Raw genomic sequence first — 25,255 nt, 5'->3', positions numbered from 1 at the left:
CTTTCGGAGGCAACATATATATGTTAAGAAAACAAAACGTCCGGCCTTCTATTAGCCGATGGTTCGTTTCTGTCGCGCTTTTGGTCCTACTGCCGGCGTTCTTCGCTGTGAGCCTCAACGCTCAAACCGATACAGCGCAAATACAGGGCACGGTCGCCGATTCGACGAATGCTATCATCTCGGGTGCGCAGGTCACCGTCACTAACCTGGAGACTGGGGCTTCCTCGGCAACCACCAGTGACGCATCCGGCAGGTTTAACTTCAGCGCTCTGGTTCGTGGCCGTTATAAGGCTGAGGTCCATGCCGATGGGTTCGAGAGCCAGGTACAGAACCTCGCGCTGGATGTTTCACAGGTTCAGGCCCTGAACTTCCATCTGAATCCGGGTTCCGTCAACTCGACCGTGACGGTCACCGACGCCGCTCCGCTGGTAAACACCACGACCTCTTCGACCGGCGCGGTCATCGAGGGCCGACAGGTGACGGAGCTTCCTTTGAATGGGCGTAACTTCACCCAGCTCGCGCTGCTCGTGCCCGGCGTTACCCGTGGACCCTACGGTGCCGATGCTTCCGGCCTCAACGGCAACGCCGAGACCTGGCGCAATAGTGAGACCGGTGGCGCCGCGCTGTCGGTGAATGGTCTGCGTGCGCAGTCCAATAACTTCGAGCTCGACGGCCTGGACAACAACGATGCGCTGGTAAACACCATCATCTTTTTCCCGCCCGTTGAAGCTACCCAGCAGTTCCGCGTCACCACGTCGGTGGCTCCGGCCGAGTTCGGCCGCGCTGGCGGAGCGATCGTGCAAAGCTCTATCAAATCTGGAACGAACCAGATTCATGGGTCCGCCTTTGTCTTTGACCGCGATCAGATCTTCGACGCCAGCCCTAACTACTTCGCACCCACCAAGCCGGCTGCCTCGTTCCATCGCGTCCAGTTCGGCGGAACGCTCGGCGGCCCGCTGTGGCGCGACAAGCTGTTCATGTTCGGCGATTACCAGGGCCTGCGCCTGAAGCAGCCCAACGGCAGCTCCTTCCAAACCGTTCCCACCGCGCTGGAGCGGCAGGGCAACTTCTCAGAACTTCTGAGCTCCGCGAGCACCATCACAACCAGTGTTCCTTATTCGGTGGTGACCAAGTGCAATACCGCCGCCGGCCCAAAGGGGACAATCTATGACCCCACCACCTGTCTGCCATTCAACGGCAACATTATTCCGCAATCGCGTCAAAATCAGGCGGCAATCAACTACCTGAACGCCTTCCCGCTCCCGAATTACGGTCCGGACCAGGGCAACAACACGCTCCAGAACAACTATTTCACCAATCCGACTCAGGTTCAGCGTCTGGATGATTTTGATGTGCGTCTGGATTTGATCGCAACCCACAGAGATACTCTTTTCGTCCGTTACAGCTATGGTCAGGATGTACTGATTAAGGGGAGCCTCTTCCCCAACCTGCCAGCCGGATCGGGTTCGGGCATGAATCCGCAGCACCCCCGCGGCGAGGCAGTGGGTTACACGCATATCTTCACCGCCAACCTCGTCAATGAGTTTCGGTACGGGCACATCTATGACTTCTATGGGTATCTGCCGCCGTTCGGAAACATACCGGTATCTGCAAATCTCGGCATCGTGAACGCCAATCGCAACTCTAACCTGGGTGGCGGCGCAGCGATCAACGGCGGCACTCTTGCCTACACCGGCGATGGCGGACAGTACACCGTTCCACAGTCAAGCAACCAGTTTGTCGACAATCTCTCCTGGATTCACGGCAAGCACTCCCTGAAGATCGGCACCAGCATTGAGAAGCGGCAGGTCTCCTTCTTCCACGGCTCCAACAACAAAGGACTGTTCGACTTCAGCGGAAAGCAATTTACTGGATTTTCCATGTCTGACATGGTCGCCGGGTTCGCTGGCAGCTATAGCATCGGAGTGGCAGATCGCTACTTCATCACGCAGAATTGGGAGACCGGCTATTTCGCCCAGGACGACTGGAAAGTCACGCCACGTCTGACGCTGAATCTCGGCCTGCGCTATGACCTGTTCACCTTCCCGTACGAAGTGAACAACAACCAGTCGGACTTCGATCTCGCCACGCAGACCCTGCAAGTTGCGGGCGCTAACGGCATCTCCCGGAGCATCGTTCACACCAACTTCAAGAACTTCGCTCCCCGTGTTGGTTTTGCCTACGACCTCACCGGCGAGGGCAAGACAGTGCTCCGCGGCGGCTACGGTATCTATTACTTCCTCGACCGCGGCGGCGTCGGTAAACAGCTTAGCTCCAATCCTGACTTTGCAGGATCGACCAGCTATTCTGATGTTCCGACGAACGGCGGCTACCGCATTACGTTCTCCGGGCAGGCGCCGGCAAACGACAACAATAATCAGCATGCAACGGGAAGCCTTCCGCTGCCGGTCTTCGGCCAGACGGTTAATCGTGCGAATCCTGTGAACTCGAGTCTGATCTCAGTCGATACTAATCTGCCCACACCGATGGTTCAGCAATGGAATCTTCAGTGGCAGCAGCAGTTGATGCCCAGCACGTCGCTGAACATCTCTTACGTGGGCACCGCGTCAGAGCATCTTCTGTCCTGGTATAACCTGAACTCGCAGATCCTGGGCGCTGCGCCGAACTCAAAGCTTTATCCGGCGTTGAATTCCATCACACGCGGCGAAGCTAACGGCATCGGCCGGTACAACGGTCTGCAGGTCTTCCTGAACAGCCGCATGGCGCATGGTCTGCAGTACACGGCTGCCTACACGTGGTCGCATACCATGGACAACTCGAACGGTGCGTTCACCACTGGCACCAACTCTCCCGGCAACCGCCTCTTCATCCTGCCCACAGGTCCGGACTTCAAGGACAACTATGGCAACTCGGACCAGGACCAGCGCAACGTCTTCGTATTCAGCGCGCTGGCAGAACTTCCCTTCGGTAGAGGCAAGCGGTTTGGCTCCCAGATTCCGTGGGCACTGGACGAAATCATTGGCGGATGGCAGTTGAACACGATTGCCTCCATCAATTCGGGCACCCATTTCGACGTCTCAACCGGTGATTATTTCTACACCTCGCCGAGTGGCAAAACGTCGCTTGTCAGTGCCGGCCTTAACAACCGTGCCGATCTGGTCCAGCCTGTGCGGTACAAGAAGAGCATCTACGAGTGGTTCGACACTTCCAGCTTCGTTCGCCCGCAGGTTATCAACCCTAACGGACAGACCAGCACCTACATCCGGCCGGGAACCCTGGGCCGCAACGCGATGACCGGCCCTGGCTACCGCAACGTCGACATGTCGTTGTTCAAGAAGTTTCCCATCACCGAACGGGTGGCAGGGACCTTCCGGGCCGAGGCTTACAACCTCACCAACACGCCGGCCTTCACCAATCCCAACGGCAACCTCGACAGTTGTGGTGGTACTGCTACTGCTGTGTGCTCCACTTCCATTACGGGTGTAGACAGCGGAAGCTTCGGTCAGATCAACGGAACACGTATTCATTCGGAACGCCAGCTCCAGCTCGCTTTCGAAGTGATGTTCTAAACCTGCCATACCTGGGCGCCACGGCGGCAAGCAGTCGCCGTGGCGCATTTTTTGTGGCGCCCTCAGTGCCAGCATAGTCACGTATTTTTTCTTAGAGGAGTTTGCAATGTTTTGTAACAGGCTGGTGGTGTGTCTGCTTGGCGGTTTGTTGATTTTTTCCGGCGCTGCAAATTCTTCTGCGCAATCCGGCCGGACACCGTTGAACAACTGCGCCACGGTCGCGGGCCCGTGCGTCGACAAAGTCGATCCGCCAAACTGGTGGGCGGCGCTGCCTTCTCCCATGCTGCTGCTCCACGGCGATCACCTCCGCAAAGCGAAATTTACGATTTCCGGCAACGGTGTCTCGGTCGACAAGTCCAAGGTTTCCGCTAATGGCCACTATGCCTTTGTCTGGTTGAAGACCGATGGCGCAACATCACAGGATATCCATATCCATGTGAGCGCCCGTTCGGGATCCATGACTGTTCCGTATTCACTGAATCAGCGCAAACCCGCAGGATATCGCGGATTTTCTTCCGCCGACGCGATGTATCTCATTCTGACAGACCGCTTCGCCGATGGAGACCTCTCCAACGACAATTTTCCGCCCGGTTTTGGAGTGGTGGACCGCACGAAGCCTACCGCCTGGCACGGAGGTGACCTTCGCGGCATCGAGCAGCACCTCGATTACCTGCAGCAACTCGGCATCACTACCGTGTGGATCACACCTGCCTATGAGAGCAGCGGCGAGCCGCATGCGTATCACGGCTATGACGCGACAGACATGTACGCGGTCGATCCACACTTCGGCACGCTGGCGGACTATGAGCGCCTTGCTGCGGACCTCCATAGCCGAGGCATGAAATTCGTGCTCGACCTTGTTCCAAATCACGTCGGCCCCGCTCATCCCTGGGCAGTGGACCCGCCCACGCCCGACTGGTTTCACGGCACGCCGATGGACCATCGCAGGGCAAAAAGCAACTTCGCGTCACTGGTCTCTCCAGATGCGGGAGGACAAGGGTCGCTCGATGTCGTCGATGGCTGGTTTTCCAATGTGAAGCCCGACCTGAATCAGGACAATCCGTTAGTGGAGAAGTACTTAATCCAGAATGCAGTCTGGTGGGTAGAGTCTGCCGGTCTCGACGGACTTCGTCTCGATACTTTTCCCTATGTCCAGCGCACCTTCTGGCACGATTTCCATGCCACGTTGCACGAACTCTATCCGCACCTCACCACGGTGGGGGAAATCTTCAACCACGATCCGGCCATTACATCATTCTTTGCCGGCGGCGTGGCACACCAAGGCGTCGATAGCGGACTCGACACGCCCTTTGATTTCCCTATGTTCTCTGCGCTGCGTAACACTTTAGTCAAAGATGCTCCTATGACTGCTCTTGACGAGGTGCTGCGTCAGGATCGCCTCTATCCGCATCCGGAGCGGCTCGTCCCATTTCTCGGCAATCACGACACTGGCCGCTTCATGTCCGAGCCCGGCGCGACGCCGGCGAAGTTGAAGATGGGCTTTGGACTGCTCACCACGATGCGGGGCATGCCGCAGATTTACTCCGGCGACGAGATTGCGATGCGTGGCGGAAAAGATCCCGACAACCGGCACGACTTTCCCGGCGGTTTCCCCGGCGATACAAAGAACGCCTTCACGGCGCAGGGGCGTACGCCGGAGGAGCAGGATATGTACACCACTGTGGCTGCTCTGCTTCATTACCGCGCCGCGCACACGTCTCTCAAAACCGGCGAGCAGAAGGATATCTTTGCCGATCAATCGGCTTTCGCTTTCGTGCGAGCTGTCGACATACAGACGGGCTGCACTGCAAACCATAAAGAAGATCGCGTGCTGGTTGTTGCAAATCGCGCGGATCAGCCCCGCGAACTCACGCTCCCGTTGAAGGACAGCGCGCTCGAAGGCTGTACGCACTTTGAGCCAGCGCTCCGGACAAATTCTAAAGCTGTCGCAGACAGCACCTCCGTGCACCTCACCGTAGCGCCCCAGACAGTAGCCATCTACCAGGTGCAGTGAAAAAACGGAACTGCGGGAGAGGTCTCTCTTCCGCAGCGGGTAAGAGAGGAAATCAAGGTTTGAAGACACATTTACATGCACTTTGTGCCGTGGCTGTACTGTTGTGCTCCGGGGTTGCCCACGCGAGCAGCCCTGCTTCCACTTCATCCACTTCCGCAGGCGAAACACCTCGCAATGAGTTGGTGATTCTCGACTCCGTGACCCAGAGCCGGCCTTTGCCAAACGGCATCGAGCTCACCAGTGGCCGCGCCATCATGCAGATTACCGCACTCCGCGACGATGTCATTCGGGTCCGCGTTGGGCTGCGAGGCAAGCTGCCCGAAGATGCTTCGTGGGCTGCGCTAAAAGACGCGCGTACCCAGTCGGTGTCGGTAACGCCGGAGCGAGACAGCACGCGCGTCGGCTTCCGCACGCAGGTATTGCGCGTGCAGGTCGAACTGGCATCCATGCGCCTGCGGATTACCGATCTCGAGGGAAATGTTGTCCAGGAAGATGAGCCAGGACGCCCCGTCGAGTTTCACGGGGGCGCATTCCGCGTCTATAAGGCGATGCCAGAGGATGAGCATTACTTCGGACTGGGTGACAAGGTTGGCCCGCTCGATCGCCGCAACCAGGCTTTTACGATGTGGAACACCAATCAATACGGCTTTCAGGAATCCACCGACCCCATCTATAAGAGCATTCCGTTCTTTCTCACGTTCCGTCGGGGACGCGCCGCAGGAGTCTTTTTGGATAACACCTGGCGCAGCAGCTTCGATTTTGGCAAGGAGAGCCACACGGCCTATTCCTTCGGTTCGGAGGGCGGTCCGCTTGACTACTATGTCCTCTATGGTCCGGATCCAAAGCACGTACTGAGCTCCTACGCCTGGCTTACGGGATACACCCCATTACCGCCTCTGTGGTCGCTGGGATACCAGCAGTCGCGCTCCAGCTATTACCCCGAATCCAGAGTGCGCGAGATCGCCAACCGCCTGCGAACCGACAAAATTCCTGCTGATGTCATCTATCTCGACATTGAATATCAGCAGAAGTACCGGCCCTTTACCGTTGACACGGAAAAGTTCCCACACTTCTCGCAGATGATCGCCGATCTGAAGAAGGAGGACTTCCGCGTCGTTGCTATCACTGATCTGCACATCGCTGACCTGCCCCACGCCGGGTATGCACCCTACGACACGGGCATCGCAGGTGACCACTTCGTCAAAAATCCAGATGGATCGATCTATACAGGGCAGGTCTGGCCAGGCACTTCTGTGTTCCCGGACTTCACTCGCGCCAGCACGCGCGCCTGGTGGGGCTCGCTCTACCGGCAGTTCGTGGCTGATGGCATTGCGGGCTTCTGGAACGACATGAACGAACCGGCTATCTTCGGTGTATCCAACAAGACCATGCCGGATAACGTGCAGCATCGTATCGACGAGCCGGGCTTTACGCCCCGTACGGCGAATCATCTGGAGATCCACAACGTCTACGGTATGGAGAATTCGCGCGCGACCTACGACGGCCTGCGGACGCTCGCTCCCGATCAGCGACCCTTCGTACTCACCCGCGCCAGCTACGCGGGAGGTCAGCGCTATGCGACCACCTGGACCGGAGACAACAGCAGCACATGGAATCATCTGCGTCTGACTACACCGATGCTGCTGAACCTCGGCCTTAGCGGCTTCGCCATGAGCGGTGCAGATGTAGGGGGCTTTGCCGGGACACCACAGCCCGACCTACTGACCAAATGGTTTGAGCTGGCCGCGTTTCAGCCTATCGACCGCGACCATACCTCCAGGACCACAGCAGATCAGGAACCCTGGGTCAATGGTCCCGAACAGGAAAACATCCGCCGAGCCTACATCGAGGAGCGCTACCGGTTGATGCCCTATCTCTATACGACGGCTGAAGAGATGTCGCGTACCGGACTGCCGATCGTGCGCCCGCTTTTTCTCGAATTCCCCGATGCCACGAAGGACAAGCACCCTATCGACCTCGATGCGGGGAGCGAGTTTCTCTTCGGTCCCGACCTGCTAGTCGCGCCGCAGCCTTATCCCGATGAGCTGGATTCATACCAGGTTCGGCTGCCGCCTATCACCTGGTACGACTATTGGACGGGCGAGAAGATCGAGCACCGCACCTCCCGAAGCAAGCCGGTCGTTGTCCACCCAACGCTGAGTGTGCTTCCGGTGTATGTGCGCGAAGGCTCGATTCTTCCCATGCAGCCTCTAACGCAGAGCACCATGGAGACGCCACAAGGACCGCTCACGCTACGAGTCTATCCAGGGAACAACTGTAAAGGCTCCCTCTACCTGGATGACGGCATCAGCTATGCCTATAGTCGCGGCGACTTTCTACGTGTGGACTTTCATTGCGAGGTAACCAGACAAGGCGTACAGCTCCATATCGGTAAACGTCGGGGAAGCTATCCAGCGTGGTGGAAGAACTTGCGCGTGGAAATTTACGGAATAGACAGTGAGCCCCAATCCATCCGAGTGAACGGCAAACCCGAAACACTACAAAGCACTTCCTTCGATGCCTCACGACATTGCGTCGATGCCACCCTGCCAGACAGCGGGGAAGCGCAAGACATCACTATCGATGCAGGAAATCATAGTTCCCAAAGCACACAAGCTAAGCCTGCGCAGCAGGTTTCGCATGCTGGAAATACCACAGAACAACCGACAGACATAGTCTCCGAACAGTAAGAACTCATTACAAAAGCCGATATAGCCCATAGAGCTATATCGGCTTATTTTTGCAAAATCAGGTTTTATGGATTGCTGGGAGTCTGAGGGGTTCCTGCAGCCGGAGTGGCGGGCGCCAGGAGGAAGTTGATGCCAATGACCGTCCCATTTCCGAGCACGCGGTTATATCCCTTTTGGCTGGTATACAGACCGTTGTAACCCGGAATGTCGTCATGAAAGACCTTCAGGGATCCAGCCTGCTGCAAATTCGCCAGCGCGTAGATGTCGTAGTTCTCATTTCCCAGCCTCGATCCCATCCGCTGGATCTTGAGCGCCGTCAAACCGGCGAAGTCAGGCGCGGAAGCGCTGGTCCCAATGACGCCGTAGTACTTGCCGCCGATCGCGACGATATCTGCGCTGCGGTCGGGACCGCAAGGCAGGACCGCGCCTATAGGACAACCGCCCATGTGCAGCGAGACATCCGGGACGGTCCTGTAGTTCGATCCGGTGTTCACCATGAACTGAAAGGCCGGCTTCTTGTAATAGATACTGTTGCCGCCGCCGGAGGCCCACACAGAGCCTGTGGCTGGAGTTCCATAGAAGATATCGCCTTCCAGCGGATCATCGAAGGCCGCCTCGCTGACATACTTCGAGTCCAGCGAGGTTGAACTCATCGTCGTCACGAGGTTCGTTCCGCCTACGCCGGTGACGTGCGGACTTGACGCGGGTGACTCCACGGAAGCGAGAACGCTGCCGCAGGCGCTGGTTGCATTGGGAGCGAAACAGGCCGCGGGCGGGACCGACAGCGCGCCCGCGTCTCCGGACGAAGCGATGAAGGTGATTCCCTGCGCTGTTCCACGGGCGAACATATCGTCGTAGACGCCAAGGAGCGCCGTTTCGTCCTGCCCCCCGTTATATTGAGGCTCGTAGCCGAGCTCGGGGCCGCCGAAGGACATGCTTACCACATCGGCTCGGTTTTGATCGAGGATCTTCGTCAGTCCGGCAAGGATATGGTTGTCGGTCAGGTCGGGAATGTTGTAGAGCACAAGATGGGCGTTCGGCGCCATGCCTCCGCTCTGCTGTAGATCCAGATGGGTCTCGAAGGAGTTGTTCGGGTCGAAGGGCGCGCCGCCGGCGATGTCGACCTCGGTGATCTTCGGGGTGGGGAGTTGTTCGTGGGCAAAATACTTGTTCATGTCTGCTGGGTTGTAGCCGCCAGTCATCAGGATGCCGATGGTCACGCCCTTTCCGTTGTAGCCCTGATAGCTCGGATACAGGTAGGCCTGCTTGAGATCGTCAAACCAGTAAGGCCCTACGTTGCTGTAGCGGTTTTCCGGAATGGCCGTGGCAGCGCGGTGCGAGTGCTTGTGCACGCGAATGAAGGCTGACAGGCCTGTGACGACTGCGCCGCTGGCCGCCATCGATCCCGGTAGCGAGATGGCCTGGGACGCTGCAATCGTCTTCTGGCCATTGGGGAAAGTGGCTGCATGCAGCTCTGTCAAAAAAAGCTGCTCGACGGCGCGTGCGTCGCCGGTGACCTGGATCTGTTGAGCGGAAACCCGGTCGGACCTCAATCCATAGGCATTCAATTCATTCACGATTGTGGCGACCGAGTGCTCGTTCGCGCCGAACCTGCTGTTGAATTCATTCGGAGTAAGCCACTTATGGTATTGCGCTGAACTCGAATTATGGAGCGCGGCGAGCAGTGTCTCCAACTGCGCCCGATGTTCGAGTGGAAGATAAATATTGAACTCCACCTGCTGCTGCGCGGCAACGCGCTCCTGAAGGGTGGCTCTCTCGGCGGCAAAGCCCGCGGCGGCAGTAAAGAGGGTGCCGCAGACAAGTAGTCCCGCGACAAAAATCGTCCGTAGTTTCCTCGGTTGCATAAAGTCTCCCATGAAGAAGCAGCAAGTTTTTGATTTGGCCCGAGTACAAGATTGCTTGCGAAAACTGAGAGCAATTATTTACTCTTCGCCGCCAAAAAGAGCAAGCATAGGAGTTTTTTATGCGCCGACACGTTTTGATTCAACGACTTCTGCGGAGGTCTCACCCGCACCGAGAGCGCACTGGACGACCAGCAAGTCTTCGAAGTCGCGAATAAGGTTTATTTACTGTACTTTCGCAGGAATCCACTGAAAAAGCTAAACGGCTCAGATCGATGTGTTCGAACTTTTCTGTAGACGCCGTAAGTGTCAAGTCTGCCTACAGGTAGCCATTCAACCCATTTTTGAAAGTCTAAATTGGAAAAATGGTCGGGGCGAGAGGATTCGAACCTCCGACCCCCTGGTCCCGAACCAGGTGCGCTACCAGACTGCGCTACGCCCCGAATGTACTGCGGTGAGATGCCGGTGGAAAGGTGCGTTCCGTGGGGCTCAAGCGCCTGGGTGGGCTTGCTGGATCGCCGTACCGACTGAGTTAGTTTAGCAGATATTAGGGTGCGGTTGCGGGCAGGAGGCTGTGCATTTATAGTTATATATATGGTGTCTCCTATCATCTGCGCGTGTTGTTGTTGCCGGATGGTCACGGCGCGCTGTCCGCGCTAGCGACCCATACCCCCCTTTTCTACAACCCAGACCATTTGCTCAGAAGCCCTCGGTTTGAGGTTTCTTCGAGATACAGCCTTTTGGGAGACACAACTCTTATGATTGCCACCGATATAGAAGCAACAATAAGCCAGCCAAGTCAGCCGGCGCTCTTGAACCATCTGCAGGCGCTGGAGGCTGAGAGCATAGCGATAATGCGCGAGGCGGTGGCGGAGTTTGCCCGGCCAGTGATGCTTTATTCCATTGGCAAGGACTCGTCGGTGATGCTGCGGCTGGCACAGAAGGCCTTCCATCCTGGGAAGATCCCGTTTCCTCTGCTGCATGTCGATACCAGCTACAAGTTTCCCGAGATGATCACGTTTCGCGACGAGTACACGAAGGAGATTGGCGCGGACCTGATTGTGCATCGCAATGAAGAGGCGATTGCGAGCGGAGCGAATCCTTATACGCTTGGGACGCAGAACTGCTGCGGTCTGTTGAAGACGCGGAGCCTGCTGGATGCTCTCGAAGAGGGTGGATTCGATGCGGCTTTTGGCGGGGCGCGACGCGATGAGGAGAAGAGTCGGGCCAAGGAGAGGGTCTATAGCTTCCGCGATACGGCGGGGCAGTGGGACCCGAAGAACCAGCGGCCGGAGCTTTGGAGCTTATATAACTCGCGACTGCGCAAGGGGGAGAGCATCCGGGTATTCCCGCTGTCGAACTGGACGGAGCTGGATATCTGGCTCTATCTGTATGCGGAGAAAATCCCGATTGTGCCGCTGTACTTTGCCAAGGAACGCGAACTGATCAGACGGGGTGGCGCGCTGACGCTGTATCGCGAGGGAATGAAGCTCCTGCCGGGAGAAAAGGTCGAGACGGTGAAGGTAAGGATGCGCAGCCTCGGGTGCGCTCCATGCACGGGCGCGATGCCCAGCGACGCGGACACGCTGCCGAAGATTATTGAAGAACTGATGACCTTCCGCCGAAGCGAGCGGGAGAACCGGGCGATCGACCACGACGAGGAAGGCTCGATGGAAACGAAGAAACGTGAGGGCTACTTCTAAATGGGAACGCATACGATTACACCTGAGTCGCCGGTACGGTTTGAAGAGTTTCTTGAGGCGCATCTTGAGCAGGAGATGCTGCGGTTTACTACGGCCGGCAGCGTCGACGACGGTAAGAGCACGCTGATTGGGCGGCTGCTGCATGACACCAAGAGCGTCTATGAGGACCAACTTGCGGCTGTGGCAAAGAGCCGCGTGAACCGGGCTTCGGGTGGCCATGTGGATTTTTCTCTGCTGACCGATGGTCTGAAAGCAGAGCGGGAGCAGGGCATCACTATCGATGTTGCTTACCGCTATTTTTCGACATCAAAGCGGAAGTTCATCATCGCGGACACGCCGGGGCATGAGCAGTACACGCGCAATATGGCGACGGGTGCCTCGACCGCGGATGTCGCCATTGTGCTGATCGATGCGAAGGCTTATCTAAAACAGGGAAGCCTGCTGTCTCAGTCGCGGCGGCATACCTACATTGCTTCGCTGCTGGGCATTCCGCATGTGGTGGCGGCAGTGAACAAGATGGATCTCGTGGGCTATTCGGAGGAGACGTTTTCGGCCATTCGCGGCGAGTTTCTGGAACTGGCCCGGCGGCTGGGTCTGAAGAGCGTTGAGGCGATTCCGGTGAGCGCTCTGGAAGGCGACAACGTTGTCACTTCGAGCGCGGCTACGCCATGGTATACGGGGCTGACGCTGCTGGATTATCTGGAGACGGTGCCGCTTGGCGCGGGTGAAGTGAATGGGCCGGTGCGGTTTCCGATCCAGCTGGTGTTGCGTCCGGATGCGAATTTTCGTGGATTTGCCGGGCAGGTGGCTCGTGGCACGCTGCGCGCGGGCGACCGGGTGATTGCGCTGCCTTCGCGGCGTGAGACGACAGTGAAACGCATTGTGACGTATGACGGCGATCTGGAGGCAGCGGCGTATCCACAGAGCGTGACGGTCGAGTTGGAAGACGAGATCGATGTGAGCCGTGGCGAGATGCTGGTGTCGGCTTCGGGTGCGGATGCAATGCCCGAGATCAGCCGGCATTTTCGTGCGATGGTGGTGTGGATGCACGAAGATCCGCTGGTAGTGGGGCGGACGTATGTTGCCAAGCACACGACGCGGACGGTGCGGGCCACGGTGAGGGCGATCCGGCATCGCGTGGATGTGGGAACGCTCGAGGAAGTGGCTGCTGACCGCCTGGAGATGAATGAGATTGCGGAGGTGGAGTTCGAGACCAGCCTGCCGCTCTTCTTTGACTCGTATGCAGAGAATCGCAGTACCGGCGCACTGATTCTGATCGATGGCGTGACGAATGCCACGGTTGGCGCAGGAATGATCGTCGCGGCGATGGAGACTTCGTCGGAGACGACGGCGCGGACGGTGCTGGTTTGGGTTCCGGAGCAGAAGACCGTGGCGGAGCGTGTGGTCGAGGCTTTGCAGCTTCGCGGTGAACCTGCGGTGCTGGTGGACGATGCCTTGATTCCCGACGCTGCTTTGGCTGGCGCAGTGAGAGCGCTGCAATTGGCTGGTGTGGTCGCAGTGACTGCGCGGTCGCTTGATGTGGATGCGCTGGCGCGGATTGAAGGCTTTGCCGAGGATGGCGTTTTACTCGGCGAAGGACGCGATGCCGACGAGATTTTGCGGTTAGCGGGAGTGAGCGAATGAGCGTTCTTGAGGCTGGTGTCGATTACGAAGCGTTGACGGCGGAGGCTCTGGTGGCGCAGGTTTTGCGCGATTCGGCTGGCAGGAATGTGTGCCTGACTAGTAGCTTCCAGACAGAGGACATGGTGGTCCTGCATATGCTTCGCGAGCATCTGCGGGACGTGCCGGTGATCTTTCTGGAGACGGGATATCACTTCAAGGAGCTGATCGCTTACCGCGACCGGATGGTTGCTGAGTGGGGACTGAACCTGGTGAATGCGATGCCTTTGACGACTCTCGAAGAGCATGAGGCGAAGTTTGGGCTGCTGCATATCGTGCAGCCGACGCAGTGCTGCCAGATCCGCAAGGTCGAGCCGCTGATGAGGTCTTTGGAGCCGTTTGACTGGTGGTTTACTGGCTTGCGGCGGGAGCAATCGCCTACGCGGGCTGGCTTGAAGAAGGTCGAGGACCATAAGCTGCCAACCGGCAGGCACCTGAAGAAGGTGAGCGTGCTGGCGGACTGGGTCTGGGAGGATGTTCTTAAGTACGCGGAGACGCATGGGATACCCGAGCTGGAGCTGTATGCGCGGGGATATACCAGCATTGGTTGCGAGCCCTGCACGGCTATTCCCGAGGCTGGTGCCGATGCACGCAGCGGACGCTGGGGCGGCAAGAAACTAGAGTGCGGGATTCATACTTTTTCCGAAAAGAGTTAGATTTCTCAAAATAGAAATTTCGAAATCCATGCAGATGAGTATGGTGCACAGCCTCTCTCTGCGCAACGGCTGGTCGCGGATGTGATGAAATAGCCATGTGACCAACCCATTCGACATCGGCAACGTGCCTGTAGGCCGCGGTGAGCTCTTCCTCATCGCCGGACCTTGCGTCATCGAGTCTGAAGCCCATGCTCGCAAGATGGCCGACGCCATCCAGCGCATCGCCTCCGACCTCGGCGTCCCCTATATTTTTAAGGCAAGCTACGACAAGGCCAACCGCACCTCGATCAAGAGTTTTCGCGGGCCTGGCCTGGTCGAAGGCTGCCGGATTCTGCGCGGCATTGCTGAGAGCAATGGGCTGCCGGTTTTGACCGACGTGCATACTCCACAGGACTGCAAGCCGGTGGGGGAAGCGGTGGACGTCTTACAGATTCCCGCCTTCCTCTGCCGTCAGACTGATCTTCTGGTTGCGGCTGCCGAAACGGGGCGGGCGATCAACGTCAAAAAAGGCCAGTTCGTCGCACCGTGGGACATGCGCCACGCAGTCGAAAAAATCCACGAAAGCGGCAATCAGCGCGTCTCGCTGACCGAGCGCGGCGCCAGCTTCGGCTACAACAATCTAGTCGTCGACATGCGCGCTCTGCCCGTCTTGCGCGGCTTGGCTCCTGTCGTATTTGACGGAACGCACTCCGTCCAGACGCCCTCCGCAGCCAATGGAGTCTCCGGAGGCCAGCCTGAGTTTATCCCTGTTCTGACGCGCGCCGCCGTGGCCGCGGGAGTGGACGGCGTGTTCCTCGAAGTTCACGATAACCCTGCTCAAGCTAAATCGGATGGAGCAAATGCGCTTCACCTGGATAAGTTGAAGGCGGTTTTGGAGCAGCTTCTGGCTGTTCACCAGGCTGTCAATTCAACAGGCTCTAAGAGAAGTATTTGACCCACAAATTCAGCGACTTCGGAATGGGCAACTGCGAATCCGGCAATTCCTGCCTTGGAAACATGCGCAAGGGTCAGCGATAAAATGGACATTGATTACTTTGAATTGATTAGTTTGAACTGACGGCGTAAGCAGCAAAAAAACGGCCCCTCGTTTAGAGGGGCCAATCTGCCTTGGTTCTCTCTGGTTAGGAGAGGTTTTTGCGAGCGCGATCTTCGTCGCTGACTCGACAAACTTGCGGGCGGTCTGGAATCCGTGATTGCCAGGCCACCCTAAGGGGAAGGGCTACTGTTCGGGCGGTGCGCTCACTCCCGAAGTTGCCTGAGGAGTCTGAGGTGAGGCCGGTACAGCGTTGCTGGCCGAGTTGTTCATCGTCGCCAGACTGTTATGCATCAGCGCGACGCGAACACCGTTTGTCAGTGCCTTGTCCTCGCCCTGCGATTTAGCGGTATTTTTGCCCATTCCCGTGCGGTAGATGCGGTAGATGGGGACTTGGTGCTCTTCGACCAGATAACGGACGACCGAGTCAGCCATCGCTTGCGATGGCTGTACTCCGCCACGGCTATAGCCTTCTACTTCAACGATGTAGCCCTTTTCGCCAGCAAGCTTCGTAGCCAAATCGTCGAGATCGGCCTTACCCTTAGGGCCTAAGGCGGTGCGTCCCTTTGCAAAAGGAATGGAAGCCGAAGTCACCTCTGAATACTGGTCAAGATTGCCAACAGTGGTGTTCAAAGCATCGGTGCGGTTGCTCGCCGTGCCCGCGAGGGTCTGAGCAGAGTTTGCGGTGCTGGCTGCAGCCTGAGCATGCTGATCGGCGGTGTTTGCCGCTTCCATGGCACGGTGAATTCCGGCCTGCGAACGTGAATCTACATCGCGGATATCATTGGCATTCTTTGCTTGCAGCTGATCCAATTCGTTGTCACGATCCTTGATCGGATCGAGCTGCCTCTTTACCCACTTTTTGCGGGCAAACGGGTTCACATGACCCCAGAAACCTTCTTTGGACTCCATTGTCAACGGCTTTCCGGTGGCATAGGTGGTTCCATCCGCCGGGTTCATTGTGCTGGAGGTTGCCGCTGAATTAGTCGTGGCTGCATTAGTCGTGGATGTCTGGACGACGGGGGGCTCATTTGACTGCGCGAGCGCCGTGATGCCCATCGCACCACCTAAGATGAGAACTGAGAGGCCAAAAGTGCTGCCGGATTTCATCATCGTTTTGCTCCTTGTGTACAGTCCTGCGTTTGTTTGGTCAAACGTCGACACCGTGACTAGAGCAACCGCCATGCCAAACTTAATTAATCTATCAAGTTAATGAAAACAAACATTTTATTGCAGCAGGTGAGTTCAGGGCGGCTGGACGAATTAGAACGGACTCAAGCAAAATCTTCCGGCAGGCTGGTAACTATTGCGGAGTTGCCAAATCTCAGAAAAGAATCTTGACACGATTTGCATCACCCTACCGATCAGGGGGCAACGGCAAAGGGCGGGATGAAGACGTAGTTTGGCCCTATACACGCGAGACCTGCTTGATGGCCTGGCTACTTTGTCTCTACTCCGACCACCCTTACTTCGGGCATTTCCATGTTCCAGTTTTGCGGAATGGACTCGAAGATCAGCCGGAATTCCCGTTCGTCGCCCGGCTTAAGCGGGGAGGAGGCAACCGATTGAGTGTCAATATAGGGCTGCCTAGTTCGAATCAGGGTTAGTGGAAGGGTATCGATCGTTGGAGCGGAGCCTTCAAGATTGCCGAAGAGCACCTGGACCGTAATCCCCGTCACCGTGGCAGTGCCGGTGTTTTTGATGTGCCCATCCACAAAGGTCGACTTGCCGCCTGAGATGCTGGTCGATTCGCTCATGGCGAGCTGCGAGAGGGGAAGGCTTCCGGCATAGGGAGCCAGACGCTGCACACTATTTGTGGGAGTGGCGCGGCCCTTGCCACGTCCGGCCATGATCATCCCGACGACGACCAGTACGACCACCAGCGCGGCCACCGCCCATGCCACCATCGGTATTCCCGCACCCGCAGGAGGCTTCGTCCCAAACATCGCCGGTTCGTCCGCACCGGCCCGCGCAGCCGGTGTCTTTTCTGGTTGATTCAGATCGCTCATAAGCCGAGATTTTATACTCTTGTCGAAAAATCTTCTCAGAAGGAATCAAGCCGGCGTTCGCACCTCTATCTTCGTCCAATTTTCATCAACAGAACGGAACATATAAGTGCATCATCGCGTTAAAACGAGCATCTACTCCTTCATCAGGAGAAGCATATGGGCTCCCCAATCGACAAACCGCCATTCTCCGTGACCGAGGTTCCGCCCGGACAGGAAGTGAGGGGTTCCTCCTGTCCTGAGGAATCGACGCAGCCTGTCCGGACCGATCGTTTATACCAGGTCGCAGCCTTGGCTGCCGGAATTATTCTGCTTGCGACTTTCTTTTAGACAAGGCTGCCGGGCACGCCGAATTGCTCTCTTACGAGGGCGAGCGCGTCTTCTTGTGTAGTGGCGCGACCTTCGAGTTGGGCGTCTTCCGCGGCTTCGAGCATGGCCTTGAACTGAGGCCCAGGGCGATAGCCGGCGGCTATGAGGTCACGGCCAGTTACGAGAAGCTTCGGCTGGATGTGCTCCGGGGGGACGGCCTCGTACTGCTGGCGGGCGAAGTTGTAGAGGGTAAGGTCGCCGTGGCAGGAGGTGCAGTCGAGCCAGTGGAGGGCCAGGTGTTCGTCGAACTGGGGAAGGCGGAGGAAGCGCTTCAGTGTGGACTGGCGCATCTGGAGGACGTCGCCGAAGCGCATGTGGTTCTTTACTAGGTTGACGATCTGTGCGGTGTCTTCGTTGGAGAAGCGCAGGCGGCTGAGTATCGTTTCGGCGATGCGGACGCCGACCTCAACGTGGCCGTTGAAGCGGATATGGTCGTTGGGGTCCCTGGGATTTGGAGGGCGATAGGTTGCCGGCTTGCCGATATCGTGAAGTAGCGCTCCCCAGGCCAGAGTGTGGGAGGAGCCGGGCTGGAGTTTTTCCAGCAGCAGCATGGTGTGCGTCCAGACATCGCCCTCGGGGTGGAATTGCGGAGGCTGCTGAACGCCGTGCATTCGGGTTGCTTCCGGCAGGACTTGCTGCAGGAGGCCCGTTACGTCGAGTAGTTCAAAGGCTCGGCGGGCTCGGCCTTCGGTCAACATGAGCGTCAGTTCGTCGCGGATGCGCTCGCTGCTGACTTGGTCGATCTGTGCGGCGGCGTTGCGGATGGCGGCCATCGTGCGCGGCTCTATATCAAGGTTGAGGCGCGCGGCGAAGCGTACGGCTCGCAGCATGCGCAGCTTGTCTTCGGCGAAACGGAGGGAGGGCTCGCCGATGGCACGCAGGATTCTCGCGGCGAGATCGTCGCGGCCTCCCACGAAGTCGAGGGTTGCGGATGCGGCATCGCCGGTCTTTTCAAAGATGGTGGGATCGAGCAACATGCCATTGATAGTGAAATCGCGACGGAGAACATCTTCTTGGGGGTTGGTGGAGAAGCGGACGGCATCAGGTCGGCGGCCGTCGCTGTAGGCGCCATCGTGGCGGAAAGTGGCGACTTCGGTGGTGATTCCGCACGCATCGCAGACGAGAATAACGCCGAAGTGTGCGCCTACGGCGAGGGTTTTGGGGAACAGCTTCTGCACGATGTCCGGCGTTGCGCTGGTGGCTACGTCGAAGTCCTTTGGCTTGTGACCGAGGAGGAGATCACGGACGCATCCACCGGCGAAGTAAGCCTGATGGCCCGAAGTGCGCAGGGCGAGCACGATGTTGCGTGCTGCGATGTAGTTCGGGTTGGCAGGACTGGCCATAGCTTCCCCTATGATAAAGAGATGCGCGATACCAGCGGTACGGGCCTGATTCTTGGCATTGAAAGCTCTTGCGATGAGACGGCGGCGGCGGTAGTTCGGGCAGGGAGCGTGGTTCTGTCGAATGTGGTGGCTTCGCAGATGTCGCTTCATGCCAACTATGGCGGCGTGGTGCCGGAGCTTGCCTCGCGCGAGCATCTTCGCAATATCGTTCCGGTGGTGCGGGAGGCGATGGCCCAGGCTGGCGTCGGGTTTGACGATCTGGATGCGGTGGCTGTGACGGAAGGGCCGGGGCTGGCGGGGGCCCTGCTGGTGGGGATTACCTATGCAAAGGCGCTAGCGTATGGACTGGGCAAGCCATTGATTGGGGTCAATCATCTGGAGGGCCATATCCACGCGGTTCTGATGGAGGCGCGGCAGAGATCCGAAGTGGCTATGGAGTTGCCATTGCTGGCGCTGGTGGTGTCGGGCGGGCATACGCATCTTTATCTGGCGCAGCAGAGTGAGGCAGGCGCGTGGAGCTATCGCAACGTGGGGCGTACGGTGGATGATGCGGCAGGCGAGGCTTACGACAAGGTCGCGAAGCTTCTGGGGCTTGGGTATCCCGGTGGGCCGTGGCTGGATGCTCTGGCTGGGCGTGGAAATCCTCGAGCGGTCACCTTCAATTTTGCGCAGATCAAGCCTCGGCCGCATCGCGAGGGAATATCGATGCCCAATAAGAAAGCGCCAGTGTCTACGAGCAGACCGGGATTTGATTTTTCTTTTAGTGGTATTAAGACTGCCGTCCTGCGTTATGTCGAAACTCATCATATGCGGCAGAGTGTCGAAGCGCGGCGTAGAGCGATTGCGGTTATGGGCGATGCGAAGCCAGATATCGAGGCTGTTGGCGAGCTTTGCGATGCGCAGACGCTTGATCTGATCGCATCGTTCCAGTATGCCGTGGTGGGCAATCTTCTTCGCCAGAGCTTCGCTGCGGCTGAGACGTTTGGAGCGCGTGGCGTAGTGGTATCGGGCGGAGTGGCGGCAAACAGCGAGCTGCGCCGCCGATTTCAGGCGGAGGCAGACCGGCGCGGGCTGCCCATTGCGTTTCCTTCGCTGGCGCTTTCGACGGACAACGCCGCCATGATTGCCGCAGCGGCGTGGCCAAAGTTTCTCGCGGGCGATTTTGCGTCGGAGGACCTTGCTGCGACTCCCCAACTTAGGCTGGGGCAGACATAAAGGCCAGCTTCTGCGGAAGTGCCCGGCTATCAGCTAAAATCGACAGGGGATTCCAAGGAGAGCAGTCTGCACCGCGCTACGCGCTCGGCTGCGGCAGGATAGAGCGTACGTGGCAACGATAGAACTTTTTAATACCCTGAGCGGAAAAGTCGAAGCATTGGCACCAGTGGGCGCACCCGCGCTGCGAATGTATTGCTGCGGCCCCACCGTCTACGACTATGGCCACATCGGCAACTTTCGCACGTTTCTTCACGTCGATGTGCTGCGGCGATTCGTTCGTCAGCAGGGCATTGATACCAAGCACGTCATGAACGTTACCGACGTTGATGACAAGATCATTCGCAACGCTGCCGCTGCGGGCGTGCCGATTGCTGAATATACGGCCAAGTACGAGCGGGCATTTTTTGAAGATCTCGATGCGCTCGGCATCCAGACGTCGGAGCATGTTGCTCATGCCACCAGCTGCATTCCGGATATGGTCCGCCTTATTCAGGAGCTTGCGGCCAAGGACATTGCCTATAAGACCGAAGACGGTAGCTGGTACTTCCGCATCGCTCGGTTTCCGGAGTACGGCAAACTTTCAAAGAAAGATTTCGATGGAATTGAAGATGGCGCTCGGGTCGATGTCGATGAGTATGAGAAGGATGCCGCGCGCGATTTTGCCTTGTGGAAGGCAGGCAAGCCCGGGGAACAGCACTGGGATACCCCACTAGGTTCGGGCAGGCCGGGCTGGCATATTGAATGCTCCGCGATGGCGACGAAGTTTTTAGGCGATTCTTTCGATCTTCATGCGGGCGGCGAAGATCTGATGTTTCCGCATCACGAGAACGAGATCGCGCAGTCGGAGTCGGCTAGCGGAAAGACCTTTGCGCGGCATTGGATGCACGTTCGCTTCCTCTTGGTCGAAGGGAAGAAGATGTCGAAGTCGGAGGGTAACTTTTATACGCTCCGCGACCTTCTGCTGAAGGGCTACCGTGCGTCGGCCATTCGCTTTCTGTTGATCTCCGTTCCCTATCGACACCAGATGAACTTCACTTTTGAGAGCCTTGCGGAGTCGACCAACGCAATTGAGCGGCTGCGAACGTTTCACCAGCGCATGTTGAAGGGCGGCTTTGCGGAGGGACTGAATGCTGACATTGCCGCGGCCACTGCGAAGGCCGAGCAAGGCTATACGGCATCGCTGGCCAATGACCTGAACACTGCCGAGGCGCGAGCGGCAATCTTCGACCTGGTGCGGACGGCAAACTCTGCTGCCGATGCGGGCACGCTATGCGCTGGGAATGTCGCCGAGATTCTTCGTGTGCTTGAACTCTTCGATGGAGTGTTCGCAGTGCTCGAAGATCGTGATGCTGCACTGACACGCGCCGCGCTTGCATGGGCGGAGGCGGAGGGACGGCTCGGCGAAGTCGCTCCGGAATTGCTTAATAATTTATCGCTGGGCGACGCGGAGATCGATGCGCTTGTCGCCGAACGTACCCAAGCCAAGAAGACTCGTAACTTCGCTCGCGCCGATGCCATTCGCAACGATCTGCTTGCAAAGGGAATTCTGATTGAAGATTCCAAAGATGGTGTTCGTTGGAAGCGCAAGTAAGTAAAAGTTTTTCTAAAGTGGATAACTGCACAATGCCCGAAGACACGGAGACGTATCTTCGGGCATTGATGCGTAGGTGCGTGTACACCTGATCAGAATGAACGCGAGAGTGAGGCGAGGACGGTGTAGTCGGAGAAAGCTGCATCGCCATGAGTGTTATGCGCGATGTCGGTCACGCTTCTCTTGCGGTTGCGCTGGATGGCCCACGGGCCGCTGACGTTGAGTTCATAACGCCTGTAGGAATACATCAAGCCGGGCTCGATCGAGATGACGTAGCCCGGACGGCGAAATCCATTGCTTGCTCCAAAGGCATCGCGCACCGGAACCCCTTCCATGCGTCCGCCGAAGCTGAGTGCAAGGCCACGTGCCTTCGGCACCGCACGGGAGACACCGCCGCGCCATAGGTACTGATCGGTTGCGGAGTTGATCTCTTCGCCAGGCTGCGAACGGAAGGTCTTCACGCCGGTTGTGTCTGTCGGGCTGAAGAGCCAGGATCCGGTGAAGTATCCATAGGTATGAAAAAGCAGCGGATGGTAAGCCTCGGTTGCGAGAGAGAATCCCCAGGTTCCATCGCCCGGTTGAATCGATTCGTCGAATGGCCGCACCTGCGTCTGGCCGTTGCTCAGGATGGTCGTCCCCTTGGCATCATTGATGCCGGTGGGAAGCTTAATCGACGCAGAGAGGGCGATGTTGCCGTGACTCTCGGTTGGTGGACGCCAGATCCATGCCTGAGCGCCGACGGTTACGTCGCCGATGCCGCCGGAACGATACCGATTGATGTTGCCTTGCTGATGACGTGTCGCTGTCATGCCGGGAATGTCTGCGATGAAGCTCCAGCGCGGATTGATTTGATAGTTTAGGGACAGATCATAGAGGTCCACGTGATTCTGTACCTCGTTATGCGCGATCTCTCGCTGCAGTTGGTAGACCGTACCGACGTAATGCTTGTAGGAACTATAAGTCCGGAAACCAGTGGTGATGGTAAGGCCATGCAGCAGGTTGGACGAACCTGGGTGATCGATAGAATCCAGACCCGAGATAATTGGCTGGGCGCTATGGGCAGCAACGCAGCCTTGTGCGAGAGACGGTTTTGAGGTGCTGGCGAAGGTAAACGCTGCAAGGACAATTGTGCCTGCAACTGTATGTTTCATGATTCTCATAAGGAATTGCCTCCGGAAAGAATGTAAAAAAAAGGATTATTAATTTCCGAAACTTCATGACGAAGTCGGCGCATTTTTTCTTTGTGCGTGGAGTCTGGACAGTAGCAGGTGACAACGTGGCACGTCATGGCCCAATAGCATGATGTTTTCTTCATCCTTTTGGCTGAAGACGAGATCTATGTTCCCGAAGTAGAGTTGGGACACATCTCTAGAGACTTGTTATCCATGCAGGTTTTTGAGGCCATAGCACTACAAGGAGTCCTCATGAAAAATCAGAAGCGACTATATTTGTCCTTTGCCTTCGCTGCGATGACGCTAGCAGCCGGACGCGCTGTCGCGCAAGGATGCGTCGCCGCCCACTCGAACCAGCGACCCATGTCTCAACTCGTCAAGACGGACGAAGGAGGCAGCAGCGGCGGCTGGTCAATACATAACCTCACCGTCGATATCGGTTATCGCGTCTTCAATTCTAATAAGTATTTCCAAGGCAGCAAGGAGATCCCCCGCCCGAACGCCGTTGAGAACCATCAGAATATTTTCGACATCGGCGTGGAGTATCGTCTCTCTCCGCGTTGGAGCCTGCTTGCCGATGTTCCTGTCTACAACGGAACCCGCAACCAGATTTATCCTCCGGTGGGAATCTACCAGGTTAGTGGATTGGGGGACATCACTCTAGGCGCCCAGTCGTGGCTCTTTCGTCCGCCTACAGAGAATGGCGGCAATGTAGCGGTAAGCGCGTCGCTCAAGCTGCCTACGGGCATCAATAACGCGACAGGTTCAGCGCTCTACAAAGGGAACGTCATCAAGGCCACGGCCGACCAGTCCATGCAGCCGGGCGACGGAGGATGGGGATTCGTTCTCGGCACGGTTGGGTATAAGTCCCTCTGGCAAGGATCGGATCTCTACGGTCAAGGCCAGTACCTTTTTAATCCGGAAAATACGAGTAATGTTCCTACCTTTCGGAGTCAGCCGGGGCAGAGCGTTATGTCTGTCACCGACCAGTACCTTTTCCGTGCGGGCCTTTCGCAAGGGGTGCCAAAGCTTCGCGGGCTTGCAGTCAGTCTTGGCATTCGCGGCGAGGGCGTTCCGGTGCGCGATCTGCTAGGTGACAGTGATGGATTTCGCCGTCCAGGCTTTATCCTCTCGCTCGATCCGGGCTTGATGTATGACTTCCGGGGCACCGTTTTGTCGGTGAATGGGCCTTGGGCGTTGTATCGGAACCGTCCGCCGAGCGTGCCGGAGATACAGAACCACACGACCAATGGCGACGCGTTCTTCGCGGATTACACGGTGATCGCAAGTCTTTCCCATCACTTTTAAATAGATGTGCCGGAGAGCGGGAATGAAGAAGCTGATAGCCATCGCTCTGTGCATGGCCTGTATCTGTGTAACTCGGATTGCCGATGCGAAGAGTGTGCCCAGCCTTGTGTTGAAAGACACTGCGGGGCATTCGCAAAAGCTCTCCGGGTTGCATGGCCAGATCGTCGTCCTTAGCTTTTGGGCGACATGGTGCGCTCCATGCCGCGAAGAGTTGCCGCGGCTTTCAAAGTTGAGCGAAGAGTTTGCCGGCAGGAATGTCCACTTTGTCGCAGTGTCGATTGATGACGCAAAAGACCGCGGCAAAATCGAGCCGTATCTGATGAAGCAAGATATTCATCTCGACGTCTGGGTAGGCGGGAGTGCCGAGCTGCTGGGGCGCTTCGGCATGGGCGATATCGTTCCCGGCACCCTGATTCTGGATGAACAGGGGCAAGTGATTACACGCATCATGGGAGAGGCGAAAGACGAGGATATTCGGAGCCGGCTCGATTGGCTTCTGAACGGACGTCAAGATCCAGCCCCGGAACAGATGTTGAAGCGCTACTAGGTTTATCGATGTTGAAGGACGGTTGCGAGCAGGGTGGCAGCGCCATTCCCGGCGATCTGAACGCCGATGCAGAGCAGGATAAAGGCCACCACTCTTGGAATGCCATGGGCGGTTGACGGCGAAATCTTGCGCGTGATCTGTGGCTCATAGGCGTAGCAGACATAGACCAGCGCGCTCAAGACAATGACCGCGAGCACCAGGCCGACATGCGCAAGCACGTTGTCGCTGAGCGTCTTTCTGGAAGCATGGGCGCTGAGCGTCAGCATAACTACAATACCGCCGGGGCCGGCGGTGACAGGAAAGGTAAGTGGGTAAAAGGCCCACTGCTCGAGGCTGTTGTTCTTTGCTTGCTCTTTGCTTTCAACCTGCTTGTGCGCCTTATCCACGGTGGTTTGTGGGTCCTTTTCATTCAGAAGAGACCAGTGGATTGATGACCGGAAGCAATGCGCTGAACCCGAAGGCGAAGTACTTCCAAAGCAGAACCATAGCTCTCGCTCCATGCCTTACGACAACAGGAATCGATGCTTTCTATTGAA

Annotated in this window: 17 protein-coding genes and 1 tRNA gene; 11 read left to right on the top strand and 7 right to left on the bottom strand. The window is 57.4% G+C overall.

Annotation, left to right across the window (positions count from 1 at the left end; translation table 11 throughout):
* Window positions 1–107: 107 nt before the first annotated feature.
* The 3 genes from P4G45_RS14020 (at window position 108) to P4G45_RS14010 (ending at window position 8,234) form a co-directional block, all read left to right on the top strand.
* Complete coding sequence (locus P4G45_RS14020) at window positions 108–3,530, top strand: TonB-dependent receptor (RefSeq protein WP_348267100.1); 3,423 nt, start codon at window positions 108–110, stop codon at window positions 3,528–3,530.
* 106 nt (window positions 3,531–3,636) lie between these two features.
* Window positions 3,637–5,544, top strand: coding sequence for an alpha-amylase family glycosyl hydrolase (locus P4G45_RS14015; protein ID WP_348267099.1), 1,908 nt, complete (start codon window positions 3,637–3,639; stop codon window positions 5,542–5,544).
* 59 nt (window positions 5,545–5,603) lie between these two features.
* A complete protein-coding gene (locus P4G45_RS14010; protein WP_348267098.1) occupies window positions 5,604–8,234 on the top strand; it encodes a TIM-barrel domain-containing protein in 2,631 nt (876 codons plus the stop codon).
* 65 nt (window positions 8,235–8,299) lie between these two features.
* On the opposite strand, the gene P4G45_RS14005 is transcribed toward P4G45_RS14010, so the two are convergent.
* Window positions 8,300–10,099 (bottom strand): S53 family serine peptidase, encoded by a 1,800-nt coding sequence (locus P4G45_RS14005; RefSeq protein ID WP_348267097.1) that lies wholly within the window; start codon window positions 10,097–10,099, stop codon window positions 8,300–8,302.
* Between the two features lie 363 nt (window positions 10,100–10,462).
* Window positions 10,463–10,539, bottom strand: a tRNA-Pro gene (locus P4G45_RS14000).
* Window positions 10,540–10,854: 315 nt separating this feature from the next.
* Here P4G45_RS14000 and cysD point away from each other — a divergent pair.
* The 4 genes from cysD to kdsA all read left to right on the top strand — a co-directional run bounded on the left by cysD (window position 10,855) and on the right by kdsA (window position 15,069).
* Window positions 10,855–11,799 (top strand): sulfate adenylyltransferase subunit CysD, encoded by a 945-nt coding sequence (gene cysD, locus P4G45_RS13995; RefSeq protein WP_348267096.1) that lies wholly within the window; start codon window positions 10,855–10,857, stop codon window positions 11,797–11,799.
* Entirely contained in the window at window positions 11,800–13,443 is a 1,644-nt protein-coding gene (gene cysN / locus P4G45_RS13990; protein WP_348267095.1) for a sulfate adenylyltransferase subunit CysN, read from the top strand.
* Window positions 13,440–14,135, top strand: coding sequence for a phosphoadenylyl-sulfate reductase (locus P4G45_RS13985; RefSeq protein ID WP_348267094.1), 696 nt, complete (start codon window positions 13,440–13,442; stop codon window positions 14,133–14,135). Before cysN ends, P4G45_RS13985 begins: the two co-directional genes overlap by 4 nt.
* Before the next feature lie 97 nt (window positions 14,136–14,232).
* Window positions 14,233–15,069 carry a 3-deoxy-8-phosphooctulonate synthase gene (kdsA, locus tag P4G45_RS13980; protein ID WP_348267093.1) on the top strand — a complete coding sequence of 279 codons (837 nt, stop codon included), beginning with the start codon at window positions 14,233–14,235 and terminating at the stop codon, window positions 15,067–15,069.
* Between the two features lie 285 nt (window positions 15,070–15,354).
* Here kdsA and P4G45_RS13975 read toward each other — a convergent pair whose 3' ends face one another.
* The 3 genes from P4G45_RS13975 to P4G45_RS13965 all read right to left on the bottom strand — a co-directional run bounded on the left by P4G45_RS13975 (window position 15,355) and on the right by P4G45_RS13965 (window position 18,886).
* Window positions 15,355–16,281, bottom strand: a complete 927-nt coding sequence (locus P4G45_RS13975) for an OmpA family protein (protein ID WP_348267092.1) — start codon at window positions 16,279–16,281, stop codon at window positions 15,355–15,357.
* 326 nt (window positions 16,282–16,607) lie between these two features.
* Window positions 16,608–17,177, bottom strand: coding sequence for a DUF2393 family protein (locus tag P4G45_RS13970; RefSeq protein WP_348267091.1), 570 nt, complete (start codon window positions 17,175–17,177; stop codon window positions 16,608–16,610).
* A 323-nt stretch (window positions 17,178–17,500) separates the two neighbouring features.
* Window positions 17,501–18,886, bottom strand: coding sequence for a CCA tRNA nucleotidyltransferase (locus tag P4G45_RS13965; protein WP_348267090.1), 1,386 nt, complete (start codon window positions 18,884–18,886; stop codon window positions 17,501–17,503).
* Window positions 18,887–18,907: 21 nt separating this feature from the next.
* Here P4G45_RS13965 and tsaD point away from each other — a divergent pair, with 21 nt between their 5' ends.
* Window positions 18,908–20,101, top strand: coding sequence for a tRNA (adenosine(37)-N6)-threonylcarbamoyltransferase complex transferase subunit TsaD (gene tsaD / locus P4G45_RS13960; protein WP_348267089.1), 1,194 nt, complete (start codon window positions 18,908–18,910; stop codon window positions 20,099–20,101).
* A 109-nt stretch (window positions 20,102–20,210) separates the two neighbouring features.
* The gene (gene cysS / locus P4G45_RS13955) at window positions 20,211–21,692 is read left to right on the top strand and encodes a cysteine--tRNA ligase (RefSeq protein WP_348267088.1); all 1,482 of its coding nucleotides are present in this window, start codon (window positions 20,211–20,213) and stop codon (window positions 21,690–21,692) included.
* Window positions 21,693–21,784: 92 nt separating this feature from the next.
* On the opposite strand, the gene P4G45_RS13950 is transcribed toward cysS, so the two are convergent.
* Window positions 21,785–22,843 (bottom strand): hypothetical protein, encoded by a 1,059-nt coding sequence (locus P4G45_RS13950; RefSeq protein WP_348267087.1) that lies wholly within the window; start codon window positions 22,841–22,843, stop codon window positions 21,785–21,787.
* Window positions 22,844–23,116: 273 nt separating this feature from the next.
* Between P4G45_RS13950 and P4G45_RS13945 the strand changes: the two genes are divergently transcribed.
* Both P4G45_RS13945 and P4G45_RS13940 read left to right on the top strand, forming a co-directional pair.
* Entirely contained in the window at window positions 23,117–24,172 is a 1,056-nt protein-coding gene (locus tag P4G45_RS13945) for a hypothetical protein (RefSeq protein WP_348267086.1), read from the top strand.
* A gap of 22 nt (window positions 24,173–24,194) precedes the next feature.
* The gene (locus P4G45_RS13940; RefSeq protein WP_348267085.1) at window positions 24,195–24,719 is read left to right on the top strand and encodes a TlpA disulfide reductase family protein; all 525 of its coding nucleotides are present in this window, start codon (window positions 24,195–24,197) and stop codon (window positions 24,717–24,719) included.
* Between the two features lie 2 nt (window positions 24,720–24,721).
* Here P4G45_RS13940 and P4G45_RS13935 read toward each other — a convergent pair whose 3' ends face one another.
* A complete protein-coding gene (locus P4G45_RS13935) occupies window positions 24,722–25,105 on the bottom strand; it encodes a MarC family protein (protein WP_348267084.1) in 384 nt (127 codons plus the stop codon).
* Window positions 25,106–25,255: the final 150 nt, after the last annotated feature.

The organism is Edaphobacter paludis, assembly GCF_039993895.1.
GTDB classification, from domain to species: domain Bacteria; phylum Acidobacteriota; class Terriglobia; order Terriglobales; family Acidobacteriaceae; genus Edaphobacter; species Edaphobacter paludis.
Note: the sequence above shows the minus strand (reverse complement) of the source record. Positions and strands in the feature narration are given on the sequence as shown.

Excerpts from the sequence above, each read along its gene's own strand:
- P4G45_RS13940 (WP_348267085.1), top strand. The coding sequence starts at position 24,195 with ATGAAGAAGCTGATAGCCATCGCTCTGTGCATGGCCTGTATCTGTGTA.
- P4G45_RS14015 (WP_348267099.1), top strand. The coding sequence starts at position 3,637 with ATGTTTTGTAACAGGCTGGTGGTGTGTCTGCTTGGCGGTTTGTTGATT.
- P4G45_RS14005 (WP_348267097.1), bottom strand. The coding sequence starts at position 10,099 with ATGCAACCGAGGAAACTACGGACGATTTTTGTCGCGGGACTACTTGTC.
- P4G45_RS13950 (WP_348267087.1), bottom strand. The coding sequence starts at position 22,843 with ATGAAACATACAGTTGCAGGCACAATTGTCCTTGCAGCGTTTACCTTC.
- cysN (WP_348267095.1), top strand. The coding sequence starts at position 11,800 with ATGGGAACGCATACGATTACACCTGAGTCGCCGGTACGGTTTGAAGAG.
- P4G45_RS13945 (WP_348267086.1), top strand. The coding sequence starts at position 23,117 with ATGAAAAATCAGAAGCGACTATATTTGTCCTTTGCCTTCGCTGCGATG.
- tsaD (WP_348267089.1), top strand. The coding sequence starts at position 18,908 with ATGCGCGATACCAGCGGTACGGGCCTGATTCTTGGCATTGAAAGCTCT.
- P4G45_RS13985 (WP_348267094.1), top strand. The coding sequence starts at position 13,440 with ATGAGCGTTCTTGAGGCTGGTGTCGATTACGAAGCGTTGACGGCGGAG.
- P4G45_RS13975 (WP_348267092.1), bottom strand. The coding sequence starts at position 16,281 with ATGATGAAATCCGGCAGCACTTTTGGCCTCTCAGTTCTCATCTTAGGT.
- P4G45_RS13965 (WP_348267090.1), bottom strand. The coding sequence starts at position 18,886 with ATGGCCAGTCCTGCCAACCCGAACTACATCGCAGCACGCAACATCGTG.
- P4G45_RS13970 (WP_348267091.1), bottom strand. The coding sequence starts at position 17,177 with ATGAGCGATCTGAATCAACCAGAAAAGACACCGGCTGCGCGGGCCGGT.
- cysD (WP_348267096.1), top strand. The coding sequence starts at position 10,855 with ATGATTGCCACCGATATAGAAGCAACAATAAGCCAGCCAAGTCAGCCG.